Here is a 23,994-nt window from a genome sequence, read left to right on the forward strand (position 1 = left end):
TCCATGTTGTAAATCCGGCAGGAAGCGCCTGATTAACAACATTTTCACGACTTGGTTTCTATGCTGACGCCCTTCAGCTACATTGAGGCATCTAATAGACGAAAAATTTGTAATGAATTTAGACCAATTCTTCAATCGCAAGTATTTAATTTGAATTAGGTAGTCATTTTTTTAACATCAACAGTTAGTGAAGCCAGTTAGGAACAGAGTTTCGTGAAGGCATGACTTAGTGGACGGTATTGGGCCACTTAGTCATGCAGGACGACTTCTGAGACCGAACTTGGGCTCAGAATCGAAACTCAAGACCGGTCCTGGGGCTTTAGTTGGTCCCATGAAACGGCGTTCCTGACTGGCGTAACGAAATGTCTATTCCATCTTTCTTTCACGCAAAAAAACGACACTCAAATTTGATGAGTATCGTTTGAAATAATGACTAATAAATTTTAAATCGAGCGTTTAGTGGAAAATGACGTTTAGAATCATAACCCCGATAATCCCACAGACGGCAATGATTGACTCCAGTACCGTCCATATACTCAACGTTTGCTTAACAGTTAAGTCGAAGTATTCACGGAACATCCAGAAACCAGCGTCGTTAACATGAGATGCAGCCAATGAACCAGAACCAATGGCGATAACCATCAGGGCAGGATCCACACCAGATTGTGCCATCAATGGGGCAACAATCCCAGCGGCTGTTAAAGCAGCAACCGTGGCTGAACCTAAAGCGATCCGTAAGATAACGGCAACTAACCAACCAAGTAACAGTGGACTGAAGTTTGTGTGAAGGAACATTGTGGCAACGGCTTTACCAACGCCACCGTCGATCAGCACTTGCTTGAAGGCACCACCACCACCAATAACTAACAGCAACATAGCGATGGACTTAACGGCGTTTTCCATGGAAGTCATGATGTCTTTGGTAGCACGGTTACGATGCCAACCCATGGACCACATTGCGAAACATAGTGACAAAATCATGGCGATACTTGGACTACCAATGAACGCAATGAACTGGTCCATTGCACTTGGGTTCTTTGGCAATTCACCACCGGTGAAGATCAATTGGTACAGCGTGGTGATGGCCATGAAGATAACTGGGAACAGGGATGTCAATACGGCTAAACCAAAGCTAGGAGTTTCTTCCAACTTGAATTCTTTGATTTCACCAAGTGAGGAAAGGTTACCTTTTTGTTCAAACGCAGAGGGTGCGTAACGTTGAGCTAACTTAGTGAATAATGGACCAGCAATGTAAACCGTTGGAATCGCTAAGATAATCCCGAATAACAGAACCCGACCAACGTTGGCGTGCAAAGCTGCAGAAATGGCAACTGGGGCTGGGTGAGGTGGTAAGAATCCGTGGGTAACAGACAATGCTGTTGCCATGGAGATTCCTAAGTAAAGAATTGGCACTTCGGCTTCAACCGCGATGGCGAAGACGATAGGAATCAAGAGGACTAAACCAACTTCGAAGAAGAGGGCAATCCCGATAATAAAGGAAGCCAACACAACGGCGAGTTGCAAACGTTTTTTACCAAAGCGTTTGATTAAAGTCGTTGCGATTCGGTAAGCACCACCAGCATCGGCGACTAAGCGGCCAAGCATGGCCCCAAAACCGAAGACGATGGAGAGTTCACCTAACTGACTGCCGATACCGGTTTGAATGGACGTGGCAATTTTATCCATTGGCATCCCAAGACCAAGTGCAACCAATACAGCAGTGATAACTAGGGCTAAGAAAGTGTTGATCTTAAAGCGAATAATGAGAACTAATAAAAGGGCAATTCCCAAGAACAACACTATAAAAGGTAAAGCTGCAGACATGATTAATGTCTCCTTTCAAAGTGAAAAAATAAGAACTGAAAAAACAATACCAGATATTCGCCAAATAGGAAAGCGATTACATTTATTTTCTGCAATTTCTTTACAATATCGGTAAAAATCCGCTTCAAATAAATTTAAAGAAGGTAATGCAAATGCTGACATTAATATATTAATTGAACGATAAAATTTTTCACACTTTTAAATTTAGTTGTGCAAAAGCAAAAAGAATCAAAAAAAGCAACCCCAAAATGAGGTTGCTCTGTTGACACAATTATTCTTGTGTTTCACCATGTTGCGCATGCTTCTTTTGGAAGTTGGCAATGTTGGTGTATTCAGTTTGGAGCTGACGGCTAAGGCGAATGTAAATTGGTACTAATTTACGGTAAACGTCGAAGTTTTCTGGGTTTGGTTGATAAGTGTTAGTTTCACCAACGAATTTCTTAACATCGCTTAAGTTGTCAATTAAGCCCAGTGACTTCATGCCGATGACAGCAGCACCTAAACATGAAGATTCAAATGATTCTGGAATGGTGACAGGTTGTTCGAAGATATCGGACAACATTTGACGCCACAGTTCAGAACGGGCAAACCCACCAGTTGCCATGATGGACTTAGGTTCACCGACAACTTCTTCAAGTGCCAACAGCACCGTGTACAAGTTGTAAACGATACCTTCCAAAACGGCGCGAATCATGTGAGCCCGAGTGTGCATTTGTGTCAAACCGAAGAAGGAACCACGGGCGTCAGCATCCCAGATTGGTGCCCGTTCGCCACCAAGGAATGGGTGGAACAACAGACCATCTGAGCCAGCTGGTACACGTTTGGCAATTTCTGTTAACAAGTCGTAAGAGTCTTCTTGCAATAGGGCAGCAGTACTCTTTTCAGCATCAAACAGATTGTCCCGGGCCCAACGGAAGACGACACCACCATTATTAACTGGTCCGCCGACAACCCATAGATCTTTGGTCAAAGCGTAACAGAAAACGCGACCCTTTGGATCGATAACAGGGTGGTCCGTAACGACACGAACGGCACCGGAAGTACCAATCGTTACTGCAACGACACCTTCGTCAATTGCATTAACACCCAAGTTGGATAATGCACCGTCAAAGGCACCTTGGATGAATGGAACATCCATAGGATAGCCAATAACTTTTGCATATTCGTCGCGCATGCCTGTTGATTGGGCATAGCCGTCGACGATCTTAGGCAATTGATCAGTAGTGACACCAGTTAAGGCCAAAGCATCTTTATCCCAGTCGAGATCGAAGATGTTGAAAATCCCAGTCCCACTGGCAACGGAAATATCCATCTGCCAAACGTTTAATAAACGGTAGAAGATGTATTCTTTAATCCCACAGTAGTAGGCTGCCTTCTTGTAAATGTCAGCGTGATCATTCTTCAACCACAACAATTTACATAATAATGACATTGGGTGGATCGGTGTTCCTGTGTGCTCATACAGGGTTTTACCGGTGCCGTCTGCCTTCAACTGATCAGCGTATTTTGTTGCCCGGGTATCAGCCCAAGTGATGACACGCGTCAGTGGCTTATGGTTTTTATCTAGTGCAATCAAACTTTGGTTGGCACTTGAGAAAGAAACACCATGAAGCTTGCCATTCTTAAGGTCGGCCTTGCGTAGAATTTCTTGTAAACCATTCACAACAGCTTCAAGAATTTCTTCTGGATCTTCTTCAGCCATCCCCGTTGCGTCACGATATAACGGGTAAAGCTTGTTCGTGTAAGCTAAGACGTTACCGTCTAAGTCGTATAATACGGCTTTGGTACTCGTGGTACCAATGTCCATTCCGACCATATAGTCCATATGAATAAACTCCTTTGTAAACTTTTTTAGTTAAATCTACGCCTGCTAGTATAGGCGAAATTGACAGCGTTCACAACTGTTTCGATCACTTAATTTGTGAAAGTTGATGCAATCTGAAAGCGTTTGCGGCATAATGTTCTTAGAAAACTTTTTACATAAAAGTGGATGAATATTTTCATAAAGGACGGTGTTTATCATCGCACGAACTAGTGTAAGTACGATTAAAGCAAACTATCAACACTTAACGGGGGCTGATAAGAAGATTGCCTCATTTATTCTCGGTAATCCAGCAGCCGCCAGTGAAATGACGATTCAAGATTTAGCGGAGAATGTCAAAGTATCGACGGCAACAGTTAGTCGGTTTGTCAAACGAATTGGGTGGCGCTCGTTTCGTGAGTTTAGCCTAGGATTTGGTGGCATTGCGGCACAAACGGACAGTTTTTTCAGTGAAATTGAAGAAGATGATGCGCCGTCAGTTGTCGTCGATAAGGTATTTCAGGGCGCTGATAACGCGTTGGATGCAACCCGTGCGTTATTGAAAGATCAAGATTTAGCGGATGCTATTAAATTGATCAAGAATGCACATACTCTGTCATTTTTTGGCTTTGGTGGCTCTTCAATTGTTGCGCTAGATGGGTATCATAAGTTCTTACGGACAACGGTTCAACCGCAGTTTCACCCTGATGTCGACATTCAGTTGATGCAGGCAGTTAAGATGACTAAGGATGATGTTGCAATTATCGTGTCCCACTCTGGACGTAACCATGACACATTAATGATTGCGGATCAATTGCGAGCTAATCACGTGCCAATGATTGCCATCACCAGTTATCCGGCTTCGTCACTGGCAAAAAAATGTAACATTGTGTTCCAATCCGTTGCGGAAGAAGTTAACTATCGGAGTGAGTCAATGAGTTCTTTGATTGCCCAGTTGACGATTATGGACAGTTTGTTTACTTTGGTTGGTGCTCAAGGGGCGCGTACTCAGTCTGGGGAAGGCTTATTAAAAGATGTGCGTCACGCAATGGCAACGACTCGCGAGTAATTATAGAATTTATATAGCAGAATAAAAATGAATCATAGTCAACTCGTAATGTCGCCCACCTGTAAACGTGATAGAATAGGGCTTAATCTTTTGTCATGAGGGTGGTGGGATTTGTGCGAAGTCGGCGGCAGTCGGCCTCAATATATCAACGGTTAAAACAGCGACGTATGCGGCGATGGCGTTGGCTATTGGTGCTGATTATCGTTGGCTTGATTGGCGGTGCTGGTTATGGTGTATTTCACTGGTGGCAATTACGACATCAGACAATGATGGCCAAGTATCCTGTCACTGGAGCCGCCATTGATCAGGATGCGGGGTTTTTAGACTTCCAGGCCTTGTCCAAAACAGGTGTTAAATTTGTCTACTTGAAAACGACGGTCGGCAATCGTTATACGGATGACGATTTTGCAGGTAATTACAGTCGCAGTGGCGGTAGTGGCAATACACTGAAAGTTGGGGTGTACATGGTGTACAGCCCCAATAGTCCCGTGCTCAGTCAAACGACTTATTTTGAAAAACAGGTTGGGTCAGATACGGGAACGTTGCCAATTATGATTTCTGTTCCAGACACCGGGTCTAGTTTTGGGTCTGCCAAGGCCATTGAACGAACTGTGGCACGTTTGACAGCGATGATAGCGACATTAAGAACGGATTATCAGCAACCAGTATTATTGTGGACGTCAACAGATGGCTATCAGGCGTTAAAAGGCAAATTGAGTCATACAATGTTTTCACTTGATGATAGCAAATTAGCCAAACGTAGTCCTCAGGACGTTCAATTTATCAGCTATGACGATAATGGTTCGCTAATTGTGGCTGGTGAACGACAATCTATGTCTCTAATGGTATACAATGGCAGTAAGCAATCGTTTGATGCATTAAGCAACGAGTAAAGATGGGTGATAAAATGGCTTTTTTTAGTAAAAAAGAAAGTGACGATGCAAAGCAAAGTGCACCGCGTTTGACAATCGATCAGGCACAAACCGGTATTCTTGATGCCGTCACCAGTCAATTTGGCGATTCGCAAACGGCATTGCCGGATTTCTCAGTTGTTGCAGGGTGGGCTAGTGCTGATTTTATTGCCTTCCGCAGTTTTGATATTCAAATCAAAGTGGGGGTCACTCCGGAAAATCCCCGTGATCAGAAACGTTTGAAATGTTTGGTCGCAGTTGGCCCGCGGTTTGTCTCGTTGTACGACCTTTTGGAGACGGATTTACGCAGTCAGTACAAACGACAATACACGCCAGAAAATTTGCGTGCTGATCTAAAGTTGTTACAACACTATCTTGCTTGGCGTTTAACGCCAGAACAACGGGCAAAATTTGGTTTGACGCAAGATTAGAATTAATAAAGTTCATGCTTGATAGAAAAACACCACAACTCAGCGAAAATGAGTTGTGGTGTTTTGAATTTAATAAAGCAAGATTAGTGATCGATTGATATCAGTTACAATAACGGTTGTATTAATCAACTTGTTTAAGTTGCGTTTCATAATGTTGCCTGATTTGGGTTTCAGTAAAGTTGACCAGGTAACTAGGAATACATAACTGATGAATAAAACGGGCAGAATTTGCATCACTAACAGCGATGTCAGCAAAGTATAAATCAATCAGTAATTGAATGCCGCGTTTGCTAGCCGCAAATTCAATGCTGTTGTGTGATGCCTGCGTACAGCCGTATAGAATGCCGGCGTCGTTATTTAAGACATGGCCGAGCTCATGTGCCAACTGAAATGCAATCTGGTTTTGATTGGGCCAGTTCAAGTTAATGAGGACTTTATTCAAAGCCGGATTTGCGGCGGGCGGTGTATTAGGCGACATGGTGGTCGATAAAATAACGTTGATTTGATGTTGTTTTGCAAATGCGAGTAAGCGATCAATTAGATTTTGCATTATCATCACTGCTTCCAAGAATACGTTTGATGTAGGCAAGGTCTTCCGGTGGAATAGGGCGGCCTTCAAAGGTCATGATGACATCATCGTCGTTAAGATCAACTTGTTGTGATTTTTTGGTTGCAGCCGCCGTGTCAGCACCAATTAAAGAATCAACGGATACATTAAGAATTTCCGCAACTTTTGTTAATCGAGAAATGCTTGGATCTTTTTTTTGCCAGCTATAAATACTGTTGATGCCCATACCTGCCTTGATAGCCAACGTTTGGAGGCTGAGTCCCCGTTCCTGGGCGAGGGCTTTCACTTGTTCGTAGATTGACATGTTACATCCTCTTTTCCTTAGCTTCCATTTTACACTAAAAAATAAACGATCTTGTAAAAATTATCCGATTGAATTAAAATGTTGTTGAATAATTATCCGATTGTGTAATTTAAACGCGATTATTTTATTCTATTGAGTAAGAAAGGCTGGATGAAATGAAACGACTTATTGAAATAAATGTCGATTTTAGTTTGACACGACAACGAATTAAACAACAAAGTGAGCAGTTTATTCTTGAGAATATTAAACGTTCTGGAACACGGAGAATTAATGTTAACGAAGAGTATTCGATCATGGGAGTGAATTTAACGGCAATGTCGCCAGAAACTTCCCATTGGGATCACTATGCACAAATGTTTAATCAATTAACGGTGATGGAACGACGGATTATTTATTATCGTTATTTATCGCAGAAAACGGATGTTTATGCAGAACTAAACACATACTATAGTCGTTCGCAATACTTCCGTGTTAAACGCACAGCCGAGTATGAGTTCGCTTATCTGCTTGGTGTATTGGCGAACTAGCTGAACTAATGGAGGAGTCCTTGCATGCGACTTTTGCGAGAGCAAACTGGGATTTAAATGATAAAAGCTCCGGACTCCCAAAATGCGAACATATGTTTGAATAGACTTGTACCAAAAAATAAATGAAGGAGTGATTATCTTATGGATAACACAGTTGATACAAGTCAGTTGGCAACGTCGGTAAAGACGTTACCTGAATTACATCTTACCGGTGATTTGACCGGAATGAGTCACGACGTATACAAGAACTTGTCGTTTGATTTTAAATTGAACGATGGTCGTGATATTAGTGGCTTTGCCAAGATTAAGTGGCAAGGGGATGGTTCGTTACGTTGGGATAAAAAGAGTTACAAGTTTAAGGCATACGAGGATGAGGCATGCAAGACAAAGCTTAAGTTTAAACCGTTAGCAGATTGGGCCGAAAACAGCGACTTTAACTTAAAGGCCAATTATATGGACATCACGCATGCTCGTAACATTACGAATGCCGCATTGTTTGCGGATATGACTGCGACACGTCAGCACGTTAATGATGAACTAGCACAGGCGATTAACTTTGGCGAGATTCAGGGATTCCCAATTCGTTTGTGGGTCAATGACAAATTTAACGGTGTATATACATTTAACACGGGGAAAAACGGCACCCTGTTAAACATGTCAAAAGACAATAAGAATCATGCGGCCGTAGAAGCGGCTCAATTTAATGACACAACAGCCTTTAAAGCTGACACCGCCAAGTTTGATAACAGTGATTTCAGTGTGGAATTTCCTGACGCGCTATCTGATCCATTGAAAACTAGTTTTGAAAACCTGATGAAATTTGCCCATAATTCTTCAATTTTCGATTTCCGTGCCCATCAGGATGAGTATATTAACATTGAATCGGTTATTGACTTCGGGATCTTTGCCAATGTCATCGATGACACAGATATGGAAGTTAAGAATGCGATGTACGTCACTTACGATGGCGCGCACTGGACTATGGTCCCATATGATTTGGACACGAGTTGGCAATTACAATGGGATGGTAAGTCATTGCAACCGATTGATCAAAATCTATTCGACTTCCAAGGCAATCAGCTGTTATATAAGGCGTTTGCGGCTAACCAAGACCTTGTGTACAAACGTTATCGTGAGCTGCGTCAAACGGTATTGCGTGGAGATAATGTTATTAATCACATTAAGCAGTTTATGCAATCTGTTGGCGAACCAAATTATGAGAATGATTTGAAGACATGGCCTGATTTGCCAAGTGAAAAGCTGACGGGGATGTCACAGCTGCAGTACGACATGCATCGGCGATTGAATATGATTGACGATCAGATTGAACGACACTTTGGCGGTGGCAAGACACAGGTTACTCCGAACTTTATCAGGAACTCTGATTTTAAGTACGATTTGAGAGACTGGACAGTTGTCGGCAATTTCTATCGAACAACTTATCCCGGTTCAATGAATAGTGGTAGTGCCGGGGCCGCATATTCGCATTCAGGCTACAATAAAGTGATGTGGGATCGAATTGAAAGCACGCCGATTCCAATCAGTGACCCAGACAATCCGCCAGTGATTTCGTTTGGTGGCAAAATTATGCTCTCAAGTAATATCCCTCTTTCAGGTGACGATGAGATTCTTATTTCTGTGCTCTTCTTAGATGCTAATCAGCAAAGACTTGGTGGTGTAAACCTCGATAGTGATCACTCACAGCTTGAACATCCACAGTTCTTGAAGGCAGAAGGTATTCAAATTCCGAAAGGGACAGTCAATTTGCATATGGAGTTTGCGTTTAGTAGAAATGGTCACGCAATTTTGACTCAACCACAGTTAAACTTCACTCCGACATTAGGCAACTATGTAAGTGGCAATTAATTATGTTTAGATAAAGTAAATAGAGTCCCGCTACGCTTTATGCATAGTTGGACTCTATTTTTGAGTTCTATTATTCCGCTATCGTTTTTTCAGTAGTGGCAGGTTTCGCCGTATGTACGCTAACCAATGTATAGGTAGCGTTATCGGCCTCGTCATACAAGGAAACAGGTTGTTGTTCATTAGCATGAATTCTTAAATGATAGCCAAAGCCATCAAGATAGACTAACTCTTGTGCTGTAATACTTTCAACCGTCGCATTTTCCTTACGGCCATCGATGTGCAGCGTTAAATCTGGATTGATTTGAATTCTGTGGATGCGATGGTCGTTATGGTCGGAATATTTCCAGGTACCAGAAAACAACATTGGTAATGATGATTGATTATCAGTATGCTTTTTACCTGAACGGGTAAATGTGCTTGATAATCCGGCGGCCAGTGACACGCCAAATAATAAAATATTCCGCTTTAACGACACAAATGCATCCTCGCTTTCTCTCTTTTGCCAGTTAACTTACAAGTATTAATATAGCACGATTTTACGCTGTTTCCTTATCCAAACCATTGGCGTAACGGAATTAAAATATTCCTGCAACCAATCTGACTTGATTACTGAAACTTCGTCATAAAATTGGTAAACTAGATGTATTAACAGGTGATGGAAAATTTTCTTGAATCGTCTGGTAACGGATTAAAAAATTCATTTCGACGGAGGTTCTATAGCATGTTAAAACTAGGAATCATTGGCACGAACTGGATTACGCAGCAATTTGTTGAGGCCGCTGCGGCCAGCAAAGAATATGAACTGACAAGTGTTTACTCACGCCACAAAGAAAGCGGTAAGACGTTTGCCGACAAGAACGGTGGTCAAGTTTACACAGATTTAGACAAGTTTTTTAACGATGGTGATTTTGACGTTGTTTACATTGCGTCACCGAACAGTTTGCATTTTGCCCAAACGTTGAAGGCAATTGATGCGGGCAAACAGATTATTGTAGAAAAACCGATTGTTTCCAACCCAGATGAATTTGCACAGATGAAGGCTGCTTTAGCCAAGCATCCTGAAATTCACGTGTTTGAAGCAGCACGTCACATTCATGAACACAATTTCCGTGCAATTCGCAAACAGTTAGCTAGCATGGAGACTATTAGTGGGGCAACCTTGACCTATATGAAGTATTCATCACGTTACGATGAATATCTGGCGGGCAAGGATCCAAATGTCTTCACGACAACATTTAGTGGTGGTGCCCTACAGGATCTCGGGGTCTACGTTGTGTATGACGCTGTTACTTGGTTTGGCAAGCCTAATCGGGTTCACTACTACGCCACGCCATTACGAACTGGTGCAGATGGTAAAGGAGTCGCTGTATTAGGTTATGATGGCTTTGACGTCACCCTGAACATTGGTAAAAATACGAATTCGTACCTACCATCAGAGATCTATGGCGTTAAAGATACGATTGTGATGGATAATGCGGCCGAATTGACTTCTGTTATTTACCATGCAGCTGATGGTTCGACGAAGCGGATTTCTGAAGAACCTGACGATAATCCGATGATCGCTGAAGCAAAAGATTTTGCGACCGTGATTAACGATCCTAAGAATCCAGACAATGTCCGTCATTATCAGACATGGCTTCATTTGAGTGAAATTGTTAACAGCGTGTTGTTTGACCTGCGTCGCAAGGCTAGCATCGTCTTTCCAGCCGACAATAAATAGAAACGAGTATTATAGATGAACAAAGAATTTGAAGCACATTTTAGTGAGTTGGGCTATACTCAACCCACTGCAATTCAAACGGGCGTTGAAGCACCGCTCACAAACGGTGAAAACATTGTTGGGTTAGCACCTACCGGCTCTGGTAAAACAGTTGCTTTTGCGTTGCCGTTATTGGCTAAGATTTTGCCTGGTGATGGCACACAATTGCTAATCCTCGCGCCAAGTCAAGAACTGGCACAGCAAACAACGCGTGTGATGCGTGATTGGGCTGCTATTATTGGCGTGAATGTTGCTGCGTTGACTGGTGGTGCCAATGTCAAACGGCAGATTGAACGTTTGAAAAAGAATCCGGAAGTCGTTGTTGGTACGCCTGGTCGGGTGCTCAACTTACTTGACGATCATCGTTTGAAGGCGCACTTGCTGACAAGTATCGTCATTGATGAGGCCGATGAGTTGTTAGCTGGTGAAACACGGACTGACGTGGAAGACATTATTCGTGAAGCGCCTGGCGATGTTCAACTGAGTTTTTTCTCTGCAACGAAATCAGAAGCACTCGATCAGCTAACCAGTGAATTCGGTATTGAAGTGACCACCGTTGATGTGCGTGATATTGATGAAACCCAGGGACAAGTTAAGCACGGTCTGATGACTTTACCAGCCAACCAACGGGCGGTGATGTTACGCCGTTTTTCTCGCATTCCAGGATTTCAGGCACTGGTGTTTTTCAATCAGTTAGGTGAATTGGAACGGGCAGCTGCTTCAATGCGCCATGAACATGTAGCAGCGGTTTCTTTAGCAGGTAAGCAACGGCAAGTGCAGCGTGCTGATGCGATGCGTGATTTTCGTAATGGCAAAGTTAAGTTTCTGTTGACGACCGATGTTGCAGCTAGGGGACTGGATATTCCAAATTTGCCAGCAGTCATCAATTACGATCTGCCCGGCTCACTGGTAACGTATACGCACCGTGTTGGCCGGACTGGGCGAATGGGTGCTAGTGGTCTTGTCATTAACTTTGGGAATGATCATGATATTCGTAGCCTAAAGCAAGTGTTGCGGGGAAGTGATTACCAACTTCAGCCACTGTACTTTGCTCATAATGCGTTTGTCGATGAACGACCACAACGTGTAGAATCTGTTGGTAGTGTTGCAAAAAAGACAGCCCGTCCTGAGCAAGGCAATAAGGCTAAAGTGCGTAGTGGTGAAAAGCCTGGTAGCACTAGCGGTGCCGTTAGCGCTACGGCAAAACCAAATCCTCAACGTGCCAAGGCTATGAATCATTCATCTAAGAAGAATGATTCGGCTAAAGTACAGGCAGCTTCGAAGAAATCACATACGCATAAAAAGCATTCGAAGAACAAAGGAATGCGGCACAAACATCAACTGAAGAATCAGGAAGGAAAATAACGTTATGCCATTAGTACGAGTTGACCTCCAACGAGGCCGTAGTAAATCAGAATTGAAGGCCATTTTAGATTCAGAGCATAAAATCTTAGTCCAAGATTTTGGTGTTCCTTTGAGGGATCGTTACCAAATTGTGACGCAACATGATCCAGAAGAAATGGAAATTGAGGATACCGGGTTTGGCATCGACAGAACAGACAAGTTCGTGATGATTCAAATCACCATGCGTGGTGGCCGGACTGAAACGCAGAAACGAACATTCTATGAAGACCTCGTTAAAGAACTTCAAAGCAGTGCTGGTATCGAGCCAAACGATGTAATGGTGGTCATCTCAGAAAATGGCAGTCCTGACTGGTCATTCGGAAATGGTGCCGCACAGTTTTTAAATTAGTGTATACTAAAAAACGGTTCATCCATTAAGGTGAATCGTTTCGTCTGTCCCTATAGTTTAACTGGATAAAACCGCCGCCTCCTAAGCGGCTGCTCCCAGTTCGAGTCTGGGTGGGGACATTTATCTTATCTTATTGGAGTAATGAGAAAATGGCAGATAATGATACGATTGTGGACTACTTAGTTGATGCAATTGAGCGCAATGGTAAGGCCAAAAAGGTGCTTAAGAACGATAAAGCACGGTCCATCGCCTATGTGGCAAAAATGGGCGAGCCAAACTTCAGCAGTAAAGAGTTAGTAAGCTTAATGCTGAAGGGGATGCAGGCTGGCATCATCGAATTTGTTCGGTCAGAGCCCCGCTTCGAGTGGAATGAGACGGATTTTCCTGTATTATTAATGGCTAGTTCAAAGGCCAAAGACGCGTTCGTTAAGCTTTTATGATATAAAAGACGAGCATTCTGAAATCATTGAAGATTTCAGGATGCTCGTCTTTTGACTGCTAGGACTCAAACATTAATCCATGTAAGCCCAGTGGTTGATTGGGCCATATTTGTGACCAACTTCAATTTGGTTAGCAATCGAGACGTTAACATATTGTTTGGCAATCGTAATGGCTTCCTTAACGGATTTATCCTTAGCCAATTCGGCAGTAATGCATGCAGATAACGAGTCACCCGTGCCGTTAACACGGTCTGTATGAATGTAAGGTGCGCTGAGCCAGAAGTGTTCGCCATTCTCAAGAAGGACTAGATCACGGACTTCTGTTTGATCGGCATCACTATGTTGTCCCTTGATCATGACGTTCTTAGCACCCATCGTGTGCAATTTTTTAGCCGCGGTTAACATGTCTTCATCTGTTTCAATGACCATATCAACCAACTTTTGCGCCTCAAAAAAGTTTGGTGTAATCACTGCTGCTAAGGGAACTAGCTGTTCGCGTAACGTTTCGAACGCAGCCGTTTCTAGCAACATTGCGCCGTGTTTAGTGACGATAACGGGATCCACGACTAGCGGTCCAAAATCGACACGTTTGTAATTGGCCACAACGTTATTGATCAATTCGGCATCGGCCAACATGCCTGTTTTGGCGGCCTTTAAATCAAAATCATCTGCTAAGGATGTAAATTGTTGGTTAATGAAGTCGGTCGGCATTGATGTGGATGCCTGAATGCCATACGAGTTGCCAGCGACACATGCTGTGACGATGGACATGCCGTAAACGTTGCGGGTGAAGAATGTGTTTAAGTCTGCCTGTAAACCTGCACTGCCATCGGAATCAGAACCGGCAATGGTGACAACTTGTGGAAATTCATTTGCCATTTCATAAAACCTCGCTTTTCAATTGGTGTTGGTGATAGCGTAGCACAATCCAAATCAACTGCGACAGTCTTTTTAATCAGTTTTTGTGTGAGGTGGACAAATTTTCATTTTTGTCTATGTTTGCCTAATTAGATCGAAAGTGTTGACAAATATTTAGGCACCTATATAATAGCCGATGTTAGGTACCTAACTAACAATCTTTGGAGGAAAATTATGAATACTGAAAAAAACGATGAATTGTTTAGAACATTTATGGATTTAACAAAACAGATGCAGCGGTATGGGTTTGCGACTCGTGGACAACAGCACGGCCGTCACCATGGATTTAGTCGAGGCCGATTGTTACAACTGATCTCGGATCATGATAATGTCACACAGAGTGAACTAGCTGAGTTGCTGGACATTCGTCCATCTTCTTTATCAGAAATGCTGAGTAAGCTTTCTGATGGGGGATTGATTGAACGACATGCTGACGAAAACGACAAACGAATTACGCACGTCGTTCTCACTGAGACAGGACGTAAACGTTTAGCGGAACGCAAGCAAACAACGGATGAGTATCTGACAGGCTTGTTCGATGGTTTGACTGATGAGGAGACACAACAGTTACAACAGTTGTTGGCCAAACTTGACGGTTCGCTAAAAGATAAGTTGGCAGATATGGATGACGCACCGGAGCCTGAATTTGGCTCATTCGCTGGTCCTGCAGGCCACTTTGGCCGTCGTTCATTTAATGACCGCAATGGTTTTGATCCTCGTGGTCAGGGGTTCAATCGTCAACATCACGATAACTCAGACATGGGCATGATGAACGGTTTCTGGCGTTAGTTTAACAAACGCAAAAGAGTGGTTACTGATATTATTTTTCAGTAACCACTCTTTTTACATATATAATTGCAGATCCTATGCTTTCGGCGCAAAAACGTCCTCCAGCATTGCAAATGAAATGAATGAGACGCCCGCCAAGAGAAGACCGGCAATAATGCCAACAACCAACCCCGTGACGACTTGCCCAGCAATCAGTCCATACAGTAGGCCAATCAAAATGATAAGTGGTAAAACACTGCCAGAAATCCAAACAATAAGTGAATCATCGCGTTGCATGATAAATCCCCCTTGTATAATGATGACATAGTGTGACAAACACTGAACCCACCTATGTTGTATCATATTAACGAATAGAAAACGGAATTCTAAGAAAAAACGGTTTCATTTCTTAGAGAATAAATGATTTTATAATGGAGCAAACAATTTAATGAAAGAATTAACAGCGGATTTCTTTTCAGGACGGCCAACAGAACAAATTGCCAAGGATTTACTGGGTGTCACATTGACGCGAAAAATGGACGATGGTGTAGTTGGTGGTGTTATCGTCGAGACCGAGGCTTATTTGGGCGATCAAGATACAGCTGCACATGCTTTCGGTCATCGAAAGAGCAAGGCTAATGCAGCCTTGTTTTCAGATCCTGGTACGCTGTATTTTTATACAATGCGTGGGCTAATCCTTATGAATCTTATCTGTCAGCCGTCGGGTACACCACAAGGAGTTTTACTGCGGGCGCTCGAACCAACTGTCGGTACAAGAATGATGGAACAAAATCGTCATAGAACAGGCGTTGATATTGCAAATGGGCCGGCTAAACTAACAGCAGCGATGGGGATAGGCACGTTGAAGTACAATGACATGTTACTGAGTCTGTCTCCCTTCAGCCTGAGCATTAGTGGCCAGTATCAACCGCAGCAAATTGTGAGTGCTGCTCGGGTTGGTGTCAGTGAAGGGGAATGGCACGACCGACAGCTTCGGTTTTATGTCGAAGGAAATCCTTATGTCTCGGGGATGAAGAAGAAAGAAATGGATTGGGATAATCACGGTTGGACGAATGACTAGTTGGTTGCGATAACGACATCTAAAATAATAAATACCTAAGTTTTACTTATGAAGGGTCGACACGTTGCTGTCAAAGTCGTAAATTGTTATATTAGTTGATTAAATAAGGAAGTTGGAATTCTCTAAATGGCAACTTTAGTAAAGTTATTTAAAAAGTATCAGTCTCAGATTGCCTATCTTTTTTTTGGTGGCGTTACAACGGTAGTAAACATAGTTGTTTTCGCAGTTGCTAATAGTTGGTGGCATTGGAATTATCAGGTGGCAAACATTTTGGCTTGGTTGCTGTCAGTTCTCGTTGCTTACATTACAAATAAGCTATGGGTTTTCTCATCACATGCAAAAGGTTTTCGTGAAAACATGAGGGAAATAACTTCCTTTTTTGGTTTTCGAATATTAACACTGCTTTTTGAAGTGGTCATTCTGTTCGTAGGGATTACATTACTACACGGCAATAATATTTTGGTGAAAATTATTGATCAAGTTATCGTTATTGTTTCGAACTACTTCTTTAGTAAGTGGTACATTTTTAAAACAAATGATTTTGACTAGTATAGTTTTTAAAGCGTGCCCTCGTCGGACATGCTTTTTTTGTTTTGAAGAACAGTGTGGTTTAATTAGATAAGGCAAAATCGACTTAAAGTGTGAACAGGGGTTAACAATGAAACGTTTCTTTAAAATTTTTATGCGCCGATTTAGCAATGCAGAAGTTAGCAACTCAGCGGTAATATTGGCGTGGTATTCACTATTATCAATCTTTCCTGCCGTGATTGTAATTGGAAACTTATTGCCTATCTTTGGTATCAATGCGCGAACAGTTTTGGATTATTTACAGACTGCTGTCCCAGCAGATGTCTATAGAACTTTGGCACCAGCAATTTTATCTTTTCTCCAACGAGGAAGCGGCAGTTTGCTGTCAATTGGGGCGGTTGTTGCTTTGTGGTCTACGAGTCAGGTGGTGGCCGCTTTTCAGCGAACGGTCAATCAGGCCTACGGCGTCGGTGAAAACCAGAATGCGATTGCTAACAGATTGTTTTCCTTTATGTGGATGATCTTAGTTATCGTAATCATGGCGATAATTATTCTGTTCTTCACTCTAGGACAGGTTGTTGTTAAGCAGTTAACACCGTTACTACATTTAAGTCACAATATTACGAGTGTAGTTAGTTCATTGAAATGGCCAGTTACGTTAAGCCTACTTTTTGTTCTATTGTTACTTCTGTACTACTTTTTGCCAAACGCAAGATTAAAATGGCGATACGTTTGGGTTGGTGCACTACTTTCGACAGTTGCCTGGTTGTCTTTATCACAGTTATTCTCGTTGTATGTGGACTACTTTGCAAAGTCAGTCACTACGTATAAGACAGTGGGTTCTGTTATTGTCATTATGATGTGGTTAGACTTTTCGGGCATCGTTATATTAACAGGATCAGTCCTAAATGCTTCAATTCAAGAGTTCTTTAGTGGCAAGATTATTGAAAGCCGTCAGTCGCTGCACTGGATAACTAAAATTTGGCGTAAAAACAACAAGCGTTCCGATGATGAGTAATCAACGGAACGCTTGTTTTTAATTTACAGTTTTAAAAATATACCAACGTGAAAATGCGTAGTTTGCAATATTCGTTATACATTGATCGACGAGCTTAACTAATACGTCATTACCTTTTAGCAAACTAATACCGATGAAAAGAATGATAATGTCCATCAAAAGTGTTACAACTCGAAAGAAATAAAATGACCACATTTCCTTCATAAGATCTTTGAGTGTTGAGGCATGGGTTGCGAACACCCATAGCTTGTTTGTACAAAATGCAAAGGTTGTTGCTAAGAACCAGCCAATTGCGTTAGCAACTTGATAGTTCATTGGCGTCCAGACATCTAAAATCGTAAAGACTGACAGGTTTATAAGGAAAGCGCACGTTCCCCAAACGACATATTCAATTATGGATTGGTGTTTTTGACACCACGTTTTTATGAACATGTGCGTATCCTTCCAATTCTTAAACGATGTTTTGTTTCAACCTGCAGCTTGATTACTATATTATAACCAAATAGTTTGAGTAAGAAAAGTGGTGTGAACAATGTCGCACCATGTTCACACCACCATAAAACAAGCGAATTCAGTTAATTAATTGCTTGGATTGTTTGTTGCACCAATACCAAAGTTGTATGCGCGAGTCATGAAGCGTGTTTTACCATCGCCTTCACCGAATCGTGAAAAAGTAATCTTGTGATTAGGGATATCAACCGTGATGAAGTCTTGTGCACCTTCTTGCAGTGAATCGACGGGACGATCACCATAACCATTACTGGTATCACGAAGGGCTGAATTGGTCTCAACGTACAGTACGTTATTTTGTGTACTTTCGTTATCTTTGTGCCAATGACCGTTCATAACTGCAACAACACGACCCGTCGCGCCAGAAAAGCTGACGTCGGTTGGGTTAACCGTATAAAAGGCCGGGTCCGTATACGGGTAGGAATTCGTTACATTAGGATTTGAGAGCGAAAAGTTTAATGCTGTGTCTTGTTTACTGTCAAGATGTAACGGAACGTCTTTAGTAGTGCCATCTTTTTGTTTTTGAAGTGTTCCATTTTGGAATGCTTCAATAACACTTCTTAGAAGAGTACCATTGTAGATTCCCCACATATCATCGTTAGATGGGGCCGTATTTACTTCGCCATTAAAGACACCCGGCAACGAACTGTGCATAAAAAACATGACATGATAATCATCTGGAACATGCTGAAGTTCTTGAACTATCCAATTAATTTGAGCAGCCGATACGCCACCATAACTTTGTATATCAACAGCCAATTTACCATCTTTTAAAGCCCTAGTGTCGTCAAAATCGTTAATGAAGAGGGAAACAACTTTCCTTGACTGGTCGTAGTAAATACGACTGCCGTGCTCTGTTTCAATATTTTTTCTTAAGGTGTCCAGCGCTGGTGTTGTGTTTGGATCATTCACACCGTATTGATCGCTAGGCTTAAGAATGTGTTCATACTCATCATTAGCAGTTAGGCCTTCATTTGTGTTGTTATATTTATCATCACTTTGATGATTTAAATCATGATTTCCAGGGATCATAAAGGCTTTGGTTTCATTTTGAACCTGCATAAATTTAGAAGCAAACTCATCCAAATCAGCAAACTGGTTCGCTTTTGAAGTGGCCGTCCCATTTACTGCGTCTCCAAGACTGATTTTATATGCTACTTTAAGTGCATCCGCCAGTTTAGTCTGATTATCAAGATTAGAAAGTGTCAGTTGTGTTCTAGTGTCTGGGTCACCATTATTTTGATTTTCCCAAGAACGAGAATTTGTTTGAAAATGAACATCCGTAATCAAACTCATTATGAATGAAGTCTGTGTTTGACTCTTTTTGACTTGTTGAATGAATTCATCGAAGTAAGGGGACATGTCACGAATAGCCAGACCATCTTGCCCAAAGTTATAGTCAAAGCCGTCAATATGTGCGGGACCTGATGGCTGAATTACACCACTGTTTGGGTCGGAGTAATACCAGTCATATAAGTTGCCGTTTAATTGATACCAGCCTTGCCACATTTGTCCGGCTTCATTGAACCGGTACCGTTTATCGTCAATCGACTGGATCCCAGTCAGCATGACACCATTCGAATTGGTGTAGAAAACACCTTTATTGTAATTAATCCATCCATATCGAAGTGCGCCATCATTAGGGTTACCGTAGTACCAAGAACCATTTTCCTGGAACCAGTTTTTCATCACACCTGCGTTGGTCATGTAATATTGATTGCCGTTATAATTTATCCAACCCATCTGAGCAGCACCGTTGTCGTTGAAGAAATAGGGTGAGTTATTAACCGTTTGCCAACCATGTAATAAGTGACCATCGTTATCAAAACCATAAAGAGAATTGTTAATGTTTTTGACATTGTTTTTGACCATGTAGCCATTTTCATCAAAATAATAAGGCTGGTTGTTTACGTAAGTCCAAGAAGATGTGTGCATGGCACCTGAGTTGTCATCTAGATAAAACTGATGACCATTGGAATCGAGTAGACCTTTTTGCATCACACCGCTACCGTTGGCGAAGTACCAAGCATTATTTGCTTCAAACCACCAAGTTTGCATAGCACCTGACTGATCAAAGTGATACCAGTTGTTATTATCAAATTGCCAGTCTGTCTTCATTGAGCCGTCTGAACCTAATAGATACCATTTGCTGTTGATGTTTTGCCAACCAGTTTGCATAACGCCACTATTATCAGCAAAGTACCAGCCGTAAGGAGTGGCAAACCAATTAGTGTCTAACGCACCGCTGTTGTTCAGATGATAATATTTATCACCATTTTGTTCCCAGCCGGTTTTCATTAACCCAGAATCTCCGAGGTCGTACCACTTACCGTTGATGACTTGCCAGCCAGTTTGCATCACGCCACTACCATTTGCAAAGTACCAGCCATACGGTGTATTAAACCAGCCGGTATCTAGAGCACCACTGTCACTTAAATGATAGTAGGAATTACCAGTCGGTTCCCAGCCGGTTTTCATTAAGCCGGAATCGCCGAGATCATACCATTTGCCGTTAATAACCTGCCAGCCGGTTTGCATCACACCGCTACCGTTTGCAAAGTACCAACCATAGGGTGTATTGAACCAGCTGGTGTCCAAGGCACCACTATCGCTCAAATGATAATAAGAATTACCAGTCGGTTCCCAACCAGTTTTCATTAGGCCAGAATCATCAAAATGGTACCATTTACCATTTTTGGCTTGCCAGCCAGTTTGCATTTGACCACTATCATTTGCAAGATACCATCCGGATGGGGTTGAGAACCAGTCAGTGTCAAGTTGACCATTGTTTTCTAGGTGATACCAGTTATTGTTTTGAAGTTGCCAGCCGGTTGTCATAGCCCCTGATGCGCTAAGCAGGTACCAACTATTACCGGGACGTTGCCAGCCAGTTTGCATTTGACCACTGTTGTTAAATAGGTACCAGTTGTTGTTAATGTTTCCCCAACCAGTTTGCATTCGACCACTGTTTTGCAAATAGAACCAGGCATTATTGTTTAACCAGCCAGTTTGCATTTTGCCATCGCTGTTAAAAAAGTACCAAGCATCATCGATGGAGTTCCAGCCAGTTGCTTTGTTACCACCAATTTGATAAGACCAAGCACCATTGTTATTTTGCCAATAATTAGAGGCAGTCGCTACAGAAGCAGCAACTGTCGCTTGCATACGAATGGTTGGTAAGATGTCATTGTTCACTAGCATGGAGTTAGCCTGTGAAGACACTTCCTGACTGTCGCTATTCTCGACCGCTGTTGTCTGAACAGTTTCAGAAAAGTCGGAAGTAATTGAATTCGATTCGGACTTTCTATTGACTGATGAAGAAACAAGTGACTTTTGATCAGTAGAAATAGATGCAACATTAGGTTGCTGTGAATTAGCAAAGTTCTGTTCTACGCTGGCATCCTTATTACTTACGACGGAGGAAGAATCAGCATTTGTCTGTTGCTTAGGTGAAGAAGTCTTTGCTTTCTTTGCGGCAGAGGAAATTGATTCAGCCGACGGTACTGAATCTTGTGTACTTGTTTGACTATCTAATTGTGCCGATGTGCTATTCTGTGAAGATTCCATTGAAGACACTGGTGCAGTAAAAGCTTCAGTTGACTTAGTAACATCACTTGAACTGGATGCACTTATTGACGTCTTTTCTTGTGACACACTTGTGTCTAATTGAGCCTGTTTGTTTGCATCACCTTCACCAGAAGACGACGAAATAGTTTTACTTATATTCAATGAAGATGAGTTATTAGTTACAGTCGCATCATCAGCTGATGCAACAGCCCCCATAGAAATTGTTAGCGCTAATGCTGTTGCGGCAACTAACCAAAGCTTGCCAGACTTATACATTTTATATCGATTCAAAATATTTAACCCCTTTGCTTGTTCATATCGTCTCTAAGTATAACAGGAAAGACCTTCAAATGAATTTAACACTATGTTTCATATTGAGAACAAAATTACAAGTGTTGCCTTTTTTGCAATGTGCTGTCACAAACCTGTAAAACAAACGTTAAGCCAAGTCATAAAGGCTTTAGAACGTTGATGTTTAAACGTTGACAGCTGTTTCGCCTATTATGGAACAATTTTGAAATGTTTAAAAAATGTTGTATTCTGCGTACAACATTCTTAATGAATTGCGGGGATAAAATTTTTGAAGATAAAGAGAGAGACTAATAACAGTCGTCTGAAAAACATTGCGACAATGAGCTTGGTGACCGTTTCAACGTTGCTTACATTATCTGTTATGAATAGCAAAACTGTTTATGCAAATGATGATGTACAGAGTGGAGTTAGCAACGCAAGTGTATCAACTCTGACCCAAAATAACGGGAGTTCTAACTCGGTTTCTCTAAAAACTGGGTCTATTTTGAATCAAGCCTCGCAGAATTCTGATAACACACAGTCGAGTTCGTTAGATGACGCTGCTAGCCAGTCTGGTGAAAGTAGTTCTGTTGTGCCTGAGAGCGCAATTGCAAAGGGTTCTACGGTTTCTGAAGAAAAGCAAAATAGTACTAGCAGTCAAAATGCTGCTTCAAGTATTTATTCGGCTGGATCTGAGAGCTCCCACAACGCTTCTGTAACGGAAGCTAGTTCAGAGCAGCCTACAAGTGCTACAAGTGCTACAAGTGCTAACCTAGAGAACTCTAAAAGTGTTTCGTCACAGAATCTAACTTCGGTGCAAAGTGAAACGTCAGCCAATTCCGAGTCAGTAAAGTCTTCTGCAAGTACAACTGACGAACAAAATAACACAACAAGCACTTCTAACTCGGAAGCAAGCGGCAGTGCTGAGCAGACAGTAAAAGTGGCTGCTTCTGTCGCTGCCAGTGATGGCTGGAAGCAAGGTAATACTTGGAGCTATTATCAAAATGGTAATGCAGTTACGGGTTGGCAGGCCATTAATGGTGCCTGGTACCATTTTGACAACTCAGGTCAAATGCAAACCGGTTGGTATCAACAGGATGGGAACTGGTACTATCTTGAAAACTGGGGTGGTATGGCCGGTAATTGGCAAAACATTGACAATAATTGGTACTATTTCAGTAATTGGGGTGGTATGAGCAAAGGTTGGCAATGGAGTAACAATAATTGGTACTATCTCGAAAACTGGGGTGGTATGCACCGTGGTTGGCTTTGGGATGGTAACAGTTGGTACATGAATGATCGTACTAATGGTGAAACTTTGTACAATTGGCAGAGTATTGATGGTCAATGGTACTTAATGGCTAACAGCGGTCGCATGCAAACCGGTTGGGAACAGATGAATGGTAGCTGGTATCACATGGGTGGCAACGGTGCGTTGCAAACTGGCTGGCAGGTCGTTGATGGTAACTGGTACTATCTAACTAGTTGGGGTATGGATACTGGTTGGCAGTGGCTCAACGGATCTTGGTTCCATTTTAACGGCTGGGGCGGTATGAATACTGGCTGGTATGGTGATGGTTATAACTGGTACTATCTCGGTAATAGTGGATATCTCAATACCGGTAGACAAAGAATTGGCAATAAACTTTATTATTTCAACGGTGCAGGTCAATTGCAGGATAACTATGTAGACTGGGGCAACGATTACGGCTATTATGCTGGACAGTGTACAGCGTATGCTGCTAAGAAACTGGCCGCTGAAGGTGTTAACCCATATGGTAAAGGCAACGCTGCGGACTGGGTATATTCTGCCGCAGATGTAACCTATAATAATCCAGCAGTTGGTATGATTGCTTGGTCAACAGCCGGTTATTATGGTCACGTTGCATATGTGGAAGCTGTTTCCGGTTCTTGGGTATTTGTTTCAGAAGCAAATTACAACGGTTTAGCTTATCACACGCGTTGGGTTCAAATTGGTGATGGCAGCTTTAATGGTTATCTTACATTTTAAAATCAGAAATTAAGAAGATCCTCAGTGACGGTTAAGCCCGTGAACTGAG

The 23,994-nt window shown here is 42.2% G+C and carries 23 protein-coding genes and 1 tRNA gene; 15 read left to right on the forward strand and 9 right to left on the reverse strand.

Annotated elements, in window-relative coordinates; genetic code table 11:
- Positions 1-456: 456 nt before the first annotated feature.
- Both LDK34_RS07780 and gntK read right to left on the reverse strand, forming a co-directional pair.
- A complete protein-coding gene (locus LDK34_RS07780; RefSeq protein WP_236941638.1) occupies positions 457-1,824 on the reverse strand; it encodes a gluconate:H+ symporter in 1,368 nt (455 codons plus the stop codon).
- Between the two features lie 271 nt (positions 1,825-2,095).
- Positions 2,096-3,649, reverse strand: a complete 1,554-nt coding sequence (gntK, locus tag LDK34_RS07785) for a gluconokinase (protein ID WP_236941639.1) — start codon at positions 3,647-3,649, stop codon at positions 2,096-2,098.
- 187 nt (positions 3,650-3,836) lie between these two features.
- On the opposite strand from gntK, the gene LDK34_RS07790 reads away from it, so the two are divergent.
- From LDK34_RS07790 to LDK34_RS07800, 3 genes are all read left to right on the forward strand, one after another.
- Complete coding sequence (locus LDK34_RS07790) at positions 3,837-4,694, forward strand: MurR/RpiR family transcriptional regulator (protein WP_347880576.1); 858 nt, start codon at positions 3,837-3,839, stop codon at positions 4,692-4,694.
- 113 nt (positions 4,695-4,807) lie between these two features.
- A complete protein-coding gene (locus tag LDK34_RS07795; RefSeq protein ID WP_236941640.1) occupies positions 4,808-5,587 on the forward strand; it encodes a GH25 family lysozyme in 780 nt (259 codons plus the stop codon).
- A 14-nt stretch (positions 5,588-5,601) separates the two neighbouring features.
- Complete coding sequence (locus LDK34_RS07800; RefSeq protein WP_161001097.1) at positions 5,602-6,036, forward strand: hypothetical protein; 435 nt, start codon at positions 5,602-5,604, stop codon at positions 6,034-6,036.
- A 121-nt stretch (positions 6,037-6,157) separates the two neighbouring features.
- On the opposite strand, the gene LDK34_RS07805 is transcribed toward LDK34_RS07800, so the two are convergent.
- The gene (locus tag LDK34_RS07805) at positions 6,158-6,586 is read right to left on the reverse strand and encodes a M48 family metalloprotease (protein ID WP_178942198.1); all 429 of its coding nucleotides are present in this window, start codon (positions 6,584-6,586) and stop codon (positions 6,158-6,160) included.
- On the reverse strand, positions 6,570-6,908 hold the full coding sequence (locus LDK34_RS07810) for a helix-turn-helix domain-containing protein (protein WP_236941641.1): 339 nt from the start codon (positions 6,906-6,908) through the stop codon (positions 6,570-6,572). Before LDK34_RS07810 ends, LDK34_RS07805 begins: the two co-directional genes overlap by 17 nt.
- A 155-nt stretch (positions 6,909-7,063) precedes the next feature.
- Between LDK34_RS07810 and LDK34_RS07815 the strand changes: the two genes are divergently transcribed.
- Both LDK34_RS07815 and LDK34_RS07820 read left to right on the forward strand, forming a co-directional pair.
- Positions 7,064-7,435 (forward strand): ArpU family phage packaging/lysis transcriptional regulator, encoded by a 372-nt coding sequence (locus LDK34_RS07815; protein ID WP_236941642.1) that lies wholly within the window; start codon positions 7,064-7,066, stop codon positions 7,433-7,435.
- A gap of 141 nt (positions 7,436-7,576) precedes the next feature.
- Positions 7,577-9,301 carry a CotH kinase family protein gene (locus tag LDK34_RS07820; RefSeq protein WP_236941643.1) on the forward strand — a complete coding sequence of 575 codons (1,725 nt, stop codon included), beginning with the start codon at positions 7,577-7,579 and terminating at the stop codon, positions 9,299-9,301.
- A gap of 70 nt (positions 9,302-9,371) precedes the next feature.
- On the opposite strand, the gene LDK34_RS07825 is transcribed toward LDK34_RS07820, so the two are convergent.
- Positions 9,372-9,776 carry a DUF4828 domain-containing protein gene (locus tag LDK34_RS07825; RefSeq protein ID WP_236941644.1) on the reverse strand — a complete coding sequence of 135 codons (405 nt, stop codon included), beginning with the start codon at positions 9,774-9,776 and terminating at the stop codon, positions 9,372-9,374.
- Positions 9,777-10,022: 246 nt separating this feature from the next.
- Here LDK34_RS07825 and LDK34_RS07830 point away from each other — a divergent pair, with 246 nt between their 5' ends.
- The 5 genes from LDK34_RS07830 to LDK34_RS07850 all read left to right on the forward strand — a co-directional run bounded on the left by LDK34_RS07830 (position 10,023) and on the right by LDK34_RS07850 (position 13,253).
- Complete coding sequence (locus LDK34_RS07830; RefSeq protein ID WP_236941645.1) at positions 10,023-11,021, forward strand: Gfo/Idh/MocA family protein; 999 nt, start codon at positions 10,023-10,025, stop codon at positions 11,019-11,021.
- A 15-nt stretch (positions 11,022-11,036) separates the two neighbouring features.
- Positions 11,037-12,425, forward strand: a complete 1,389-nt coding sequence (locus LDK34_RS07835) for a DEAD/DEAH box helicase (protein WP_178942204.1) — start codon at positions 11,037-11,039, stop codon at positions 12,423-12,425.
- Positions 12,426-12,429: 4 nt separating this feature from the next.
- Positions 12,430-12,813, forward strand: a complete 384-nt coding sequence (locus tag LDK34_RS07840; RefSeq protein WP_178942205.1) for a tautomerase family protein — start codon at positions 12,430-12,432, stop codon at positions 12,811-12,813.
- A gap of 46 nt (positions 12,814-12,859) precedes the next feature.
- Positions 12,860-12,932 (forward strand) — tRNA-Arg (locus LDK34_RS07845).
- A 30-nt stretch (positions 12,933-12,962) separates the two neighbouring features.
- The gene (locus tag LDK34_RS07850) at positions 12,963-13,253 is read left to right on the forward strand and encodes a hypothetical protein (protein ID WP_178942206.1); all 291 of its coding nucleotides are present in this window, start codon (positions 12,963-12,965) and stop codon (positions 13,251-13,253) included.
- A 72-nt stretch (positions 13,254-13,325) separates the two neighbouring features.
- Here LDK34_RS07850 and thiD read toward each other — a convergent pair whose 3' ends face one another.
- A complete protein-coding gene (thiD, locus tag LDK34_RS07855) occupies positions 13,326-14,132 on the reverse strand; it encodes a bifunctional hydroxymethylpyrimidine kinase/phosphomethylpyrimidine kinase (RefSeq protein WP_178942207.1) in 807 nt (268 codons plus the stop codon).
- Positions 14,133-14,345: 213 nt separating this feature from the next.
- Here thiD and LDK34_RS07860 point away from each other — a divergent pair, with 213 nt between their 5' ends.
- A complete protein-coding gene (locus tag LDK34_RS07860) occupies positions 14,346-14,960 on the forward strand; it encodes a MarR family winged helix-turn-helix transcriptional regulator (protein ID WP_236941646.1) in 615 nt (204 codons plus the stop codon).
- Between the two features lie 75 nt (positions 14,961-15,035).
- Here the strand turns inward: LDK34_RS07860 and LDK34_RS07865 are convergent, their stop codons facing one another.
- Positions 15,036-15,236, reverse strand: coding sequence for a hypothetical protein (locus LDK34_RS07865; RefSeq protein ID WP_161002937.1), 201 nt, complete (start codon positions 15,234-15,236; stop codon positions 15,036-15,038).
- 151 nt (positions 15,237-15,387) lie between these two features.
- Between LDK34_RS07865 and LDK34_RS07870 the strand changes: the two genes are divergently transcribed.
- The 3 genes from LDK34_RS07870 to LDK34_RS07880 all read left to right on the forward strand — a co-directional run bounded on the left by LDK34_RS07870 (position 15,388) and on the right by LDK34_RS07880 (position 17,566).
- A complete protein-coding gene (locus LDK34_RS07870; RefSeq protein ID WP_178942209.1) occupies positions 15,388-16,020 on the forward strand; it encodes a DNA-3-methyladenine glycosylase in 633 nt (210 codons plus the stop codon).
- A gap of 126 nt (positions 16,021-16,146) precedes the next feature.
- Complete coding sequence (locus LDK34_RS07875; protein WP_178913893.1) at positions 16,147-16,569, forward strand: GtrA family protein; 423 nt, start codon at positions 16,147-16,149, stop codon at positions 16,567-16,569.
- 109 nt (positions 16,570-16,678) lie between these two features.
- Positions 16,679-17,566, forward strand: coding sequence for a YihY/virulence factor BrkB family protein (locus tag LDK34_RS07880; protein ID WP_178942210.1), 888 nt, complete (start codon positions 16,679-16,681; stop codon positions 17,564-17,566).
- An 18-nt stretch (positions 17,567-17,584) separates the two neighbouring features.
- Here LDK34_RS07880 and LDK34_RS07885 read toward each other — a convergent pair whose 3' ends face one another.
- Both LDK34_RS07885 and LDK34_RS07890 read right to left on the reverse strand, forming a co-directional pair.
- Positions 17,585-17,998, reverse strand: coding sequence for a GtrA family protein (locus LDK34_RS07885; protein ID WP_161001114.1), 414 nt, complete (start codon positions 17,996-17,998; stop codon positions 17,585-17,587).
- 147 nt (positions 17,999-18,145) lie between these two features.
- On the reverse strand, positions 18,146-21,934 hold the full coding sequence (locus LDK34_RS07890) for a KxYKxGKxW signal peptide domain-containing protein (protein ID WP_236941647.1): 3,789 nt from the start codon (positions 21,932-21,934) through the stop codon (positions 18,146-18,148).
- Between the two features lie 289 nt (positions 21,935-22,223).
- Between LDK34_RS07890 and LDK34_RS07895 the strand changes: the two genes are divergently transcribed.
- Positions 22,224-23,945, forward strand: a complete 1,722-nt coding sequence (locus tag LDK34_RS07895) for a CHAP domain-containing protein (RefSeq protein WP_236941648.1) — start codon at positions 22,224-22,226, stop codon at positions 23,943-23,945.
- Positions 23,946-23,994 lie beyond the last annotated feature (49 nt).

Source organism: Furfurilactobacillus milii (assembly GCF_021654115.1).
Taxonomy (GTDB): Bacteria; Bacillota; Bacilli; order Lactobacillales; family Lactobacillaceae; genus Furfurilactobacillus; species Furfurilactobacillus milii.

What these genes read in the sequence shown, in the direction of transcription:
- LDK34_RS07780 (WP_236941638.1), bottom strand. Translation starts at nt 1,824, where the DNA reads ATGTCTGCAGCTTTACCTTTTATAGTGTTGTTCTTGGGAATTGCCCTT.
- gntK (WP_236941639.1), bottom strand. Translation starts at nt 3,649, where the DNA reads ATGGACTATATGGTCGGAATGGACATTGGTACCACGAGTACCAAAGCC.
- LDK34_RS07800 (WP_161001097.1), top strand. Translation starts at nt 5,602, where the DNA reads ATGGCTTTTTTTAGTAAAAAAGAAAGTGACGATGCAAAGCAAAGTGCA.
- LDK34_RS07805 (WP_178942198.1), bottom strand. Translation starts at nt 6,586, where the DNA reads ATGCAAAATCTAATTGATCGCTTACTCGCATTTGCAAAACAACATCAA.
- LDK34_RS07810 (WP_236941641.1), bottom strand. Translation starts at nt 6,908, where the DNA reads ATGTCAATCTACGAACAAGTGAAAGCCCTCGCCCAGGAACGGGGACTC.
- LDK34_RS07815 (WP_236941642.1), top strand. Translation starts at nt 7,064, where the DNA reads ATGAAACGACTTATTGAAATAAATGTCGATTTTAGTTTGACACGACAA.
- LDK34_RS07820 (WP_236941643.1), top strand. Translation starts at nt 7,577, where the DNA reads ATGGATAACACAGTTGATACAAGTCAGTTGGCAACGTCGGTAAAGACG.
- LDK34_RS07830 (WP_236941645.1), top strand. Translation starts at nt 10,023, where the DNA reads ATGTTAAAACTAGGAATCATTGGCACGAACTGGATTACGCAGCAATTT.
- LDK34_RS07835 (WP_178942204.1), top strand. Translation starts at nt 11,037, where the DNA reads ATGAACAAAGAATTTGAAGCACATTTTAGTGAGTTGGGCTATACTCAA.
- LDK34_RS07840 (WP_178942205.1), top strand. Translation starts at nt 12,430, where the DNA reads ATGCCATTAGTACGAGTTGACCTCCAACGAGGCCGTAGTAAATCAGAA.
- LDK34_RS07850 (WP_178942206.1), top strand. Translation starts at nt 12,963, where the DNA reads ATGGCAGATAATGATACGATTGTGGACTACTTAGTTGATGCAATTGAG.
- thiD (WP_178942207.1), bottom strand. Translation starts at nt 14,132, where the DNA reads ATGGCAAATGAATTTCCACAAGTTGTCACCATTGCCGGTTCTGATTCC.
- LDK34_RS07860 (WP_236941646.1), top strand. Translation starts at nt 14,346, where the DNA reads ATGAATACTGAAAAAAACGATGAATTGTTTAGAACATTTATGGATTTA.
- LDK34_RS07865 (WP_161002937.1), bottom strand. Translation starts at nt 15,236, where the DNA reads ATGCAACGCGATGATTCACTTATTGTTTGGATTTCTGGCAGTGTTTTA.
- LDK34_RS07870 (WP_178942209.1), top strand. Translation starts at nt 15,388, where the DNA reads ATGAAAGAATTAACAGCGGATTTCTTTTCAGGACGGCCAACAGAACAA.
- LDK34_RS07875 (WP_178913893.1), top strand. Translation starts at nt 16,147, where the DNA reads ATGGCAACTTTAGTAAAGTTATTTAAAAAGTATCAGTCTCAGATTGCC.
- LDK34_RS07880 (WP_178942210.1), top strand. Translation starts at nt 16,679, where the DNA reads ATGAAACGTTTCTTTAAAATTTTTATGCGCCGATTTAGCAATGCAGAA.
- LDK34_RS07885 (WP_161001114.1), bottom strand. Translation starts at nt 17,998, where the DNA reads ATGTTCATAAAAACGTGGTGTCAAAAACACCAATCCATAATTGAATAT.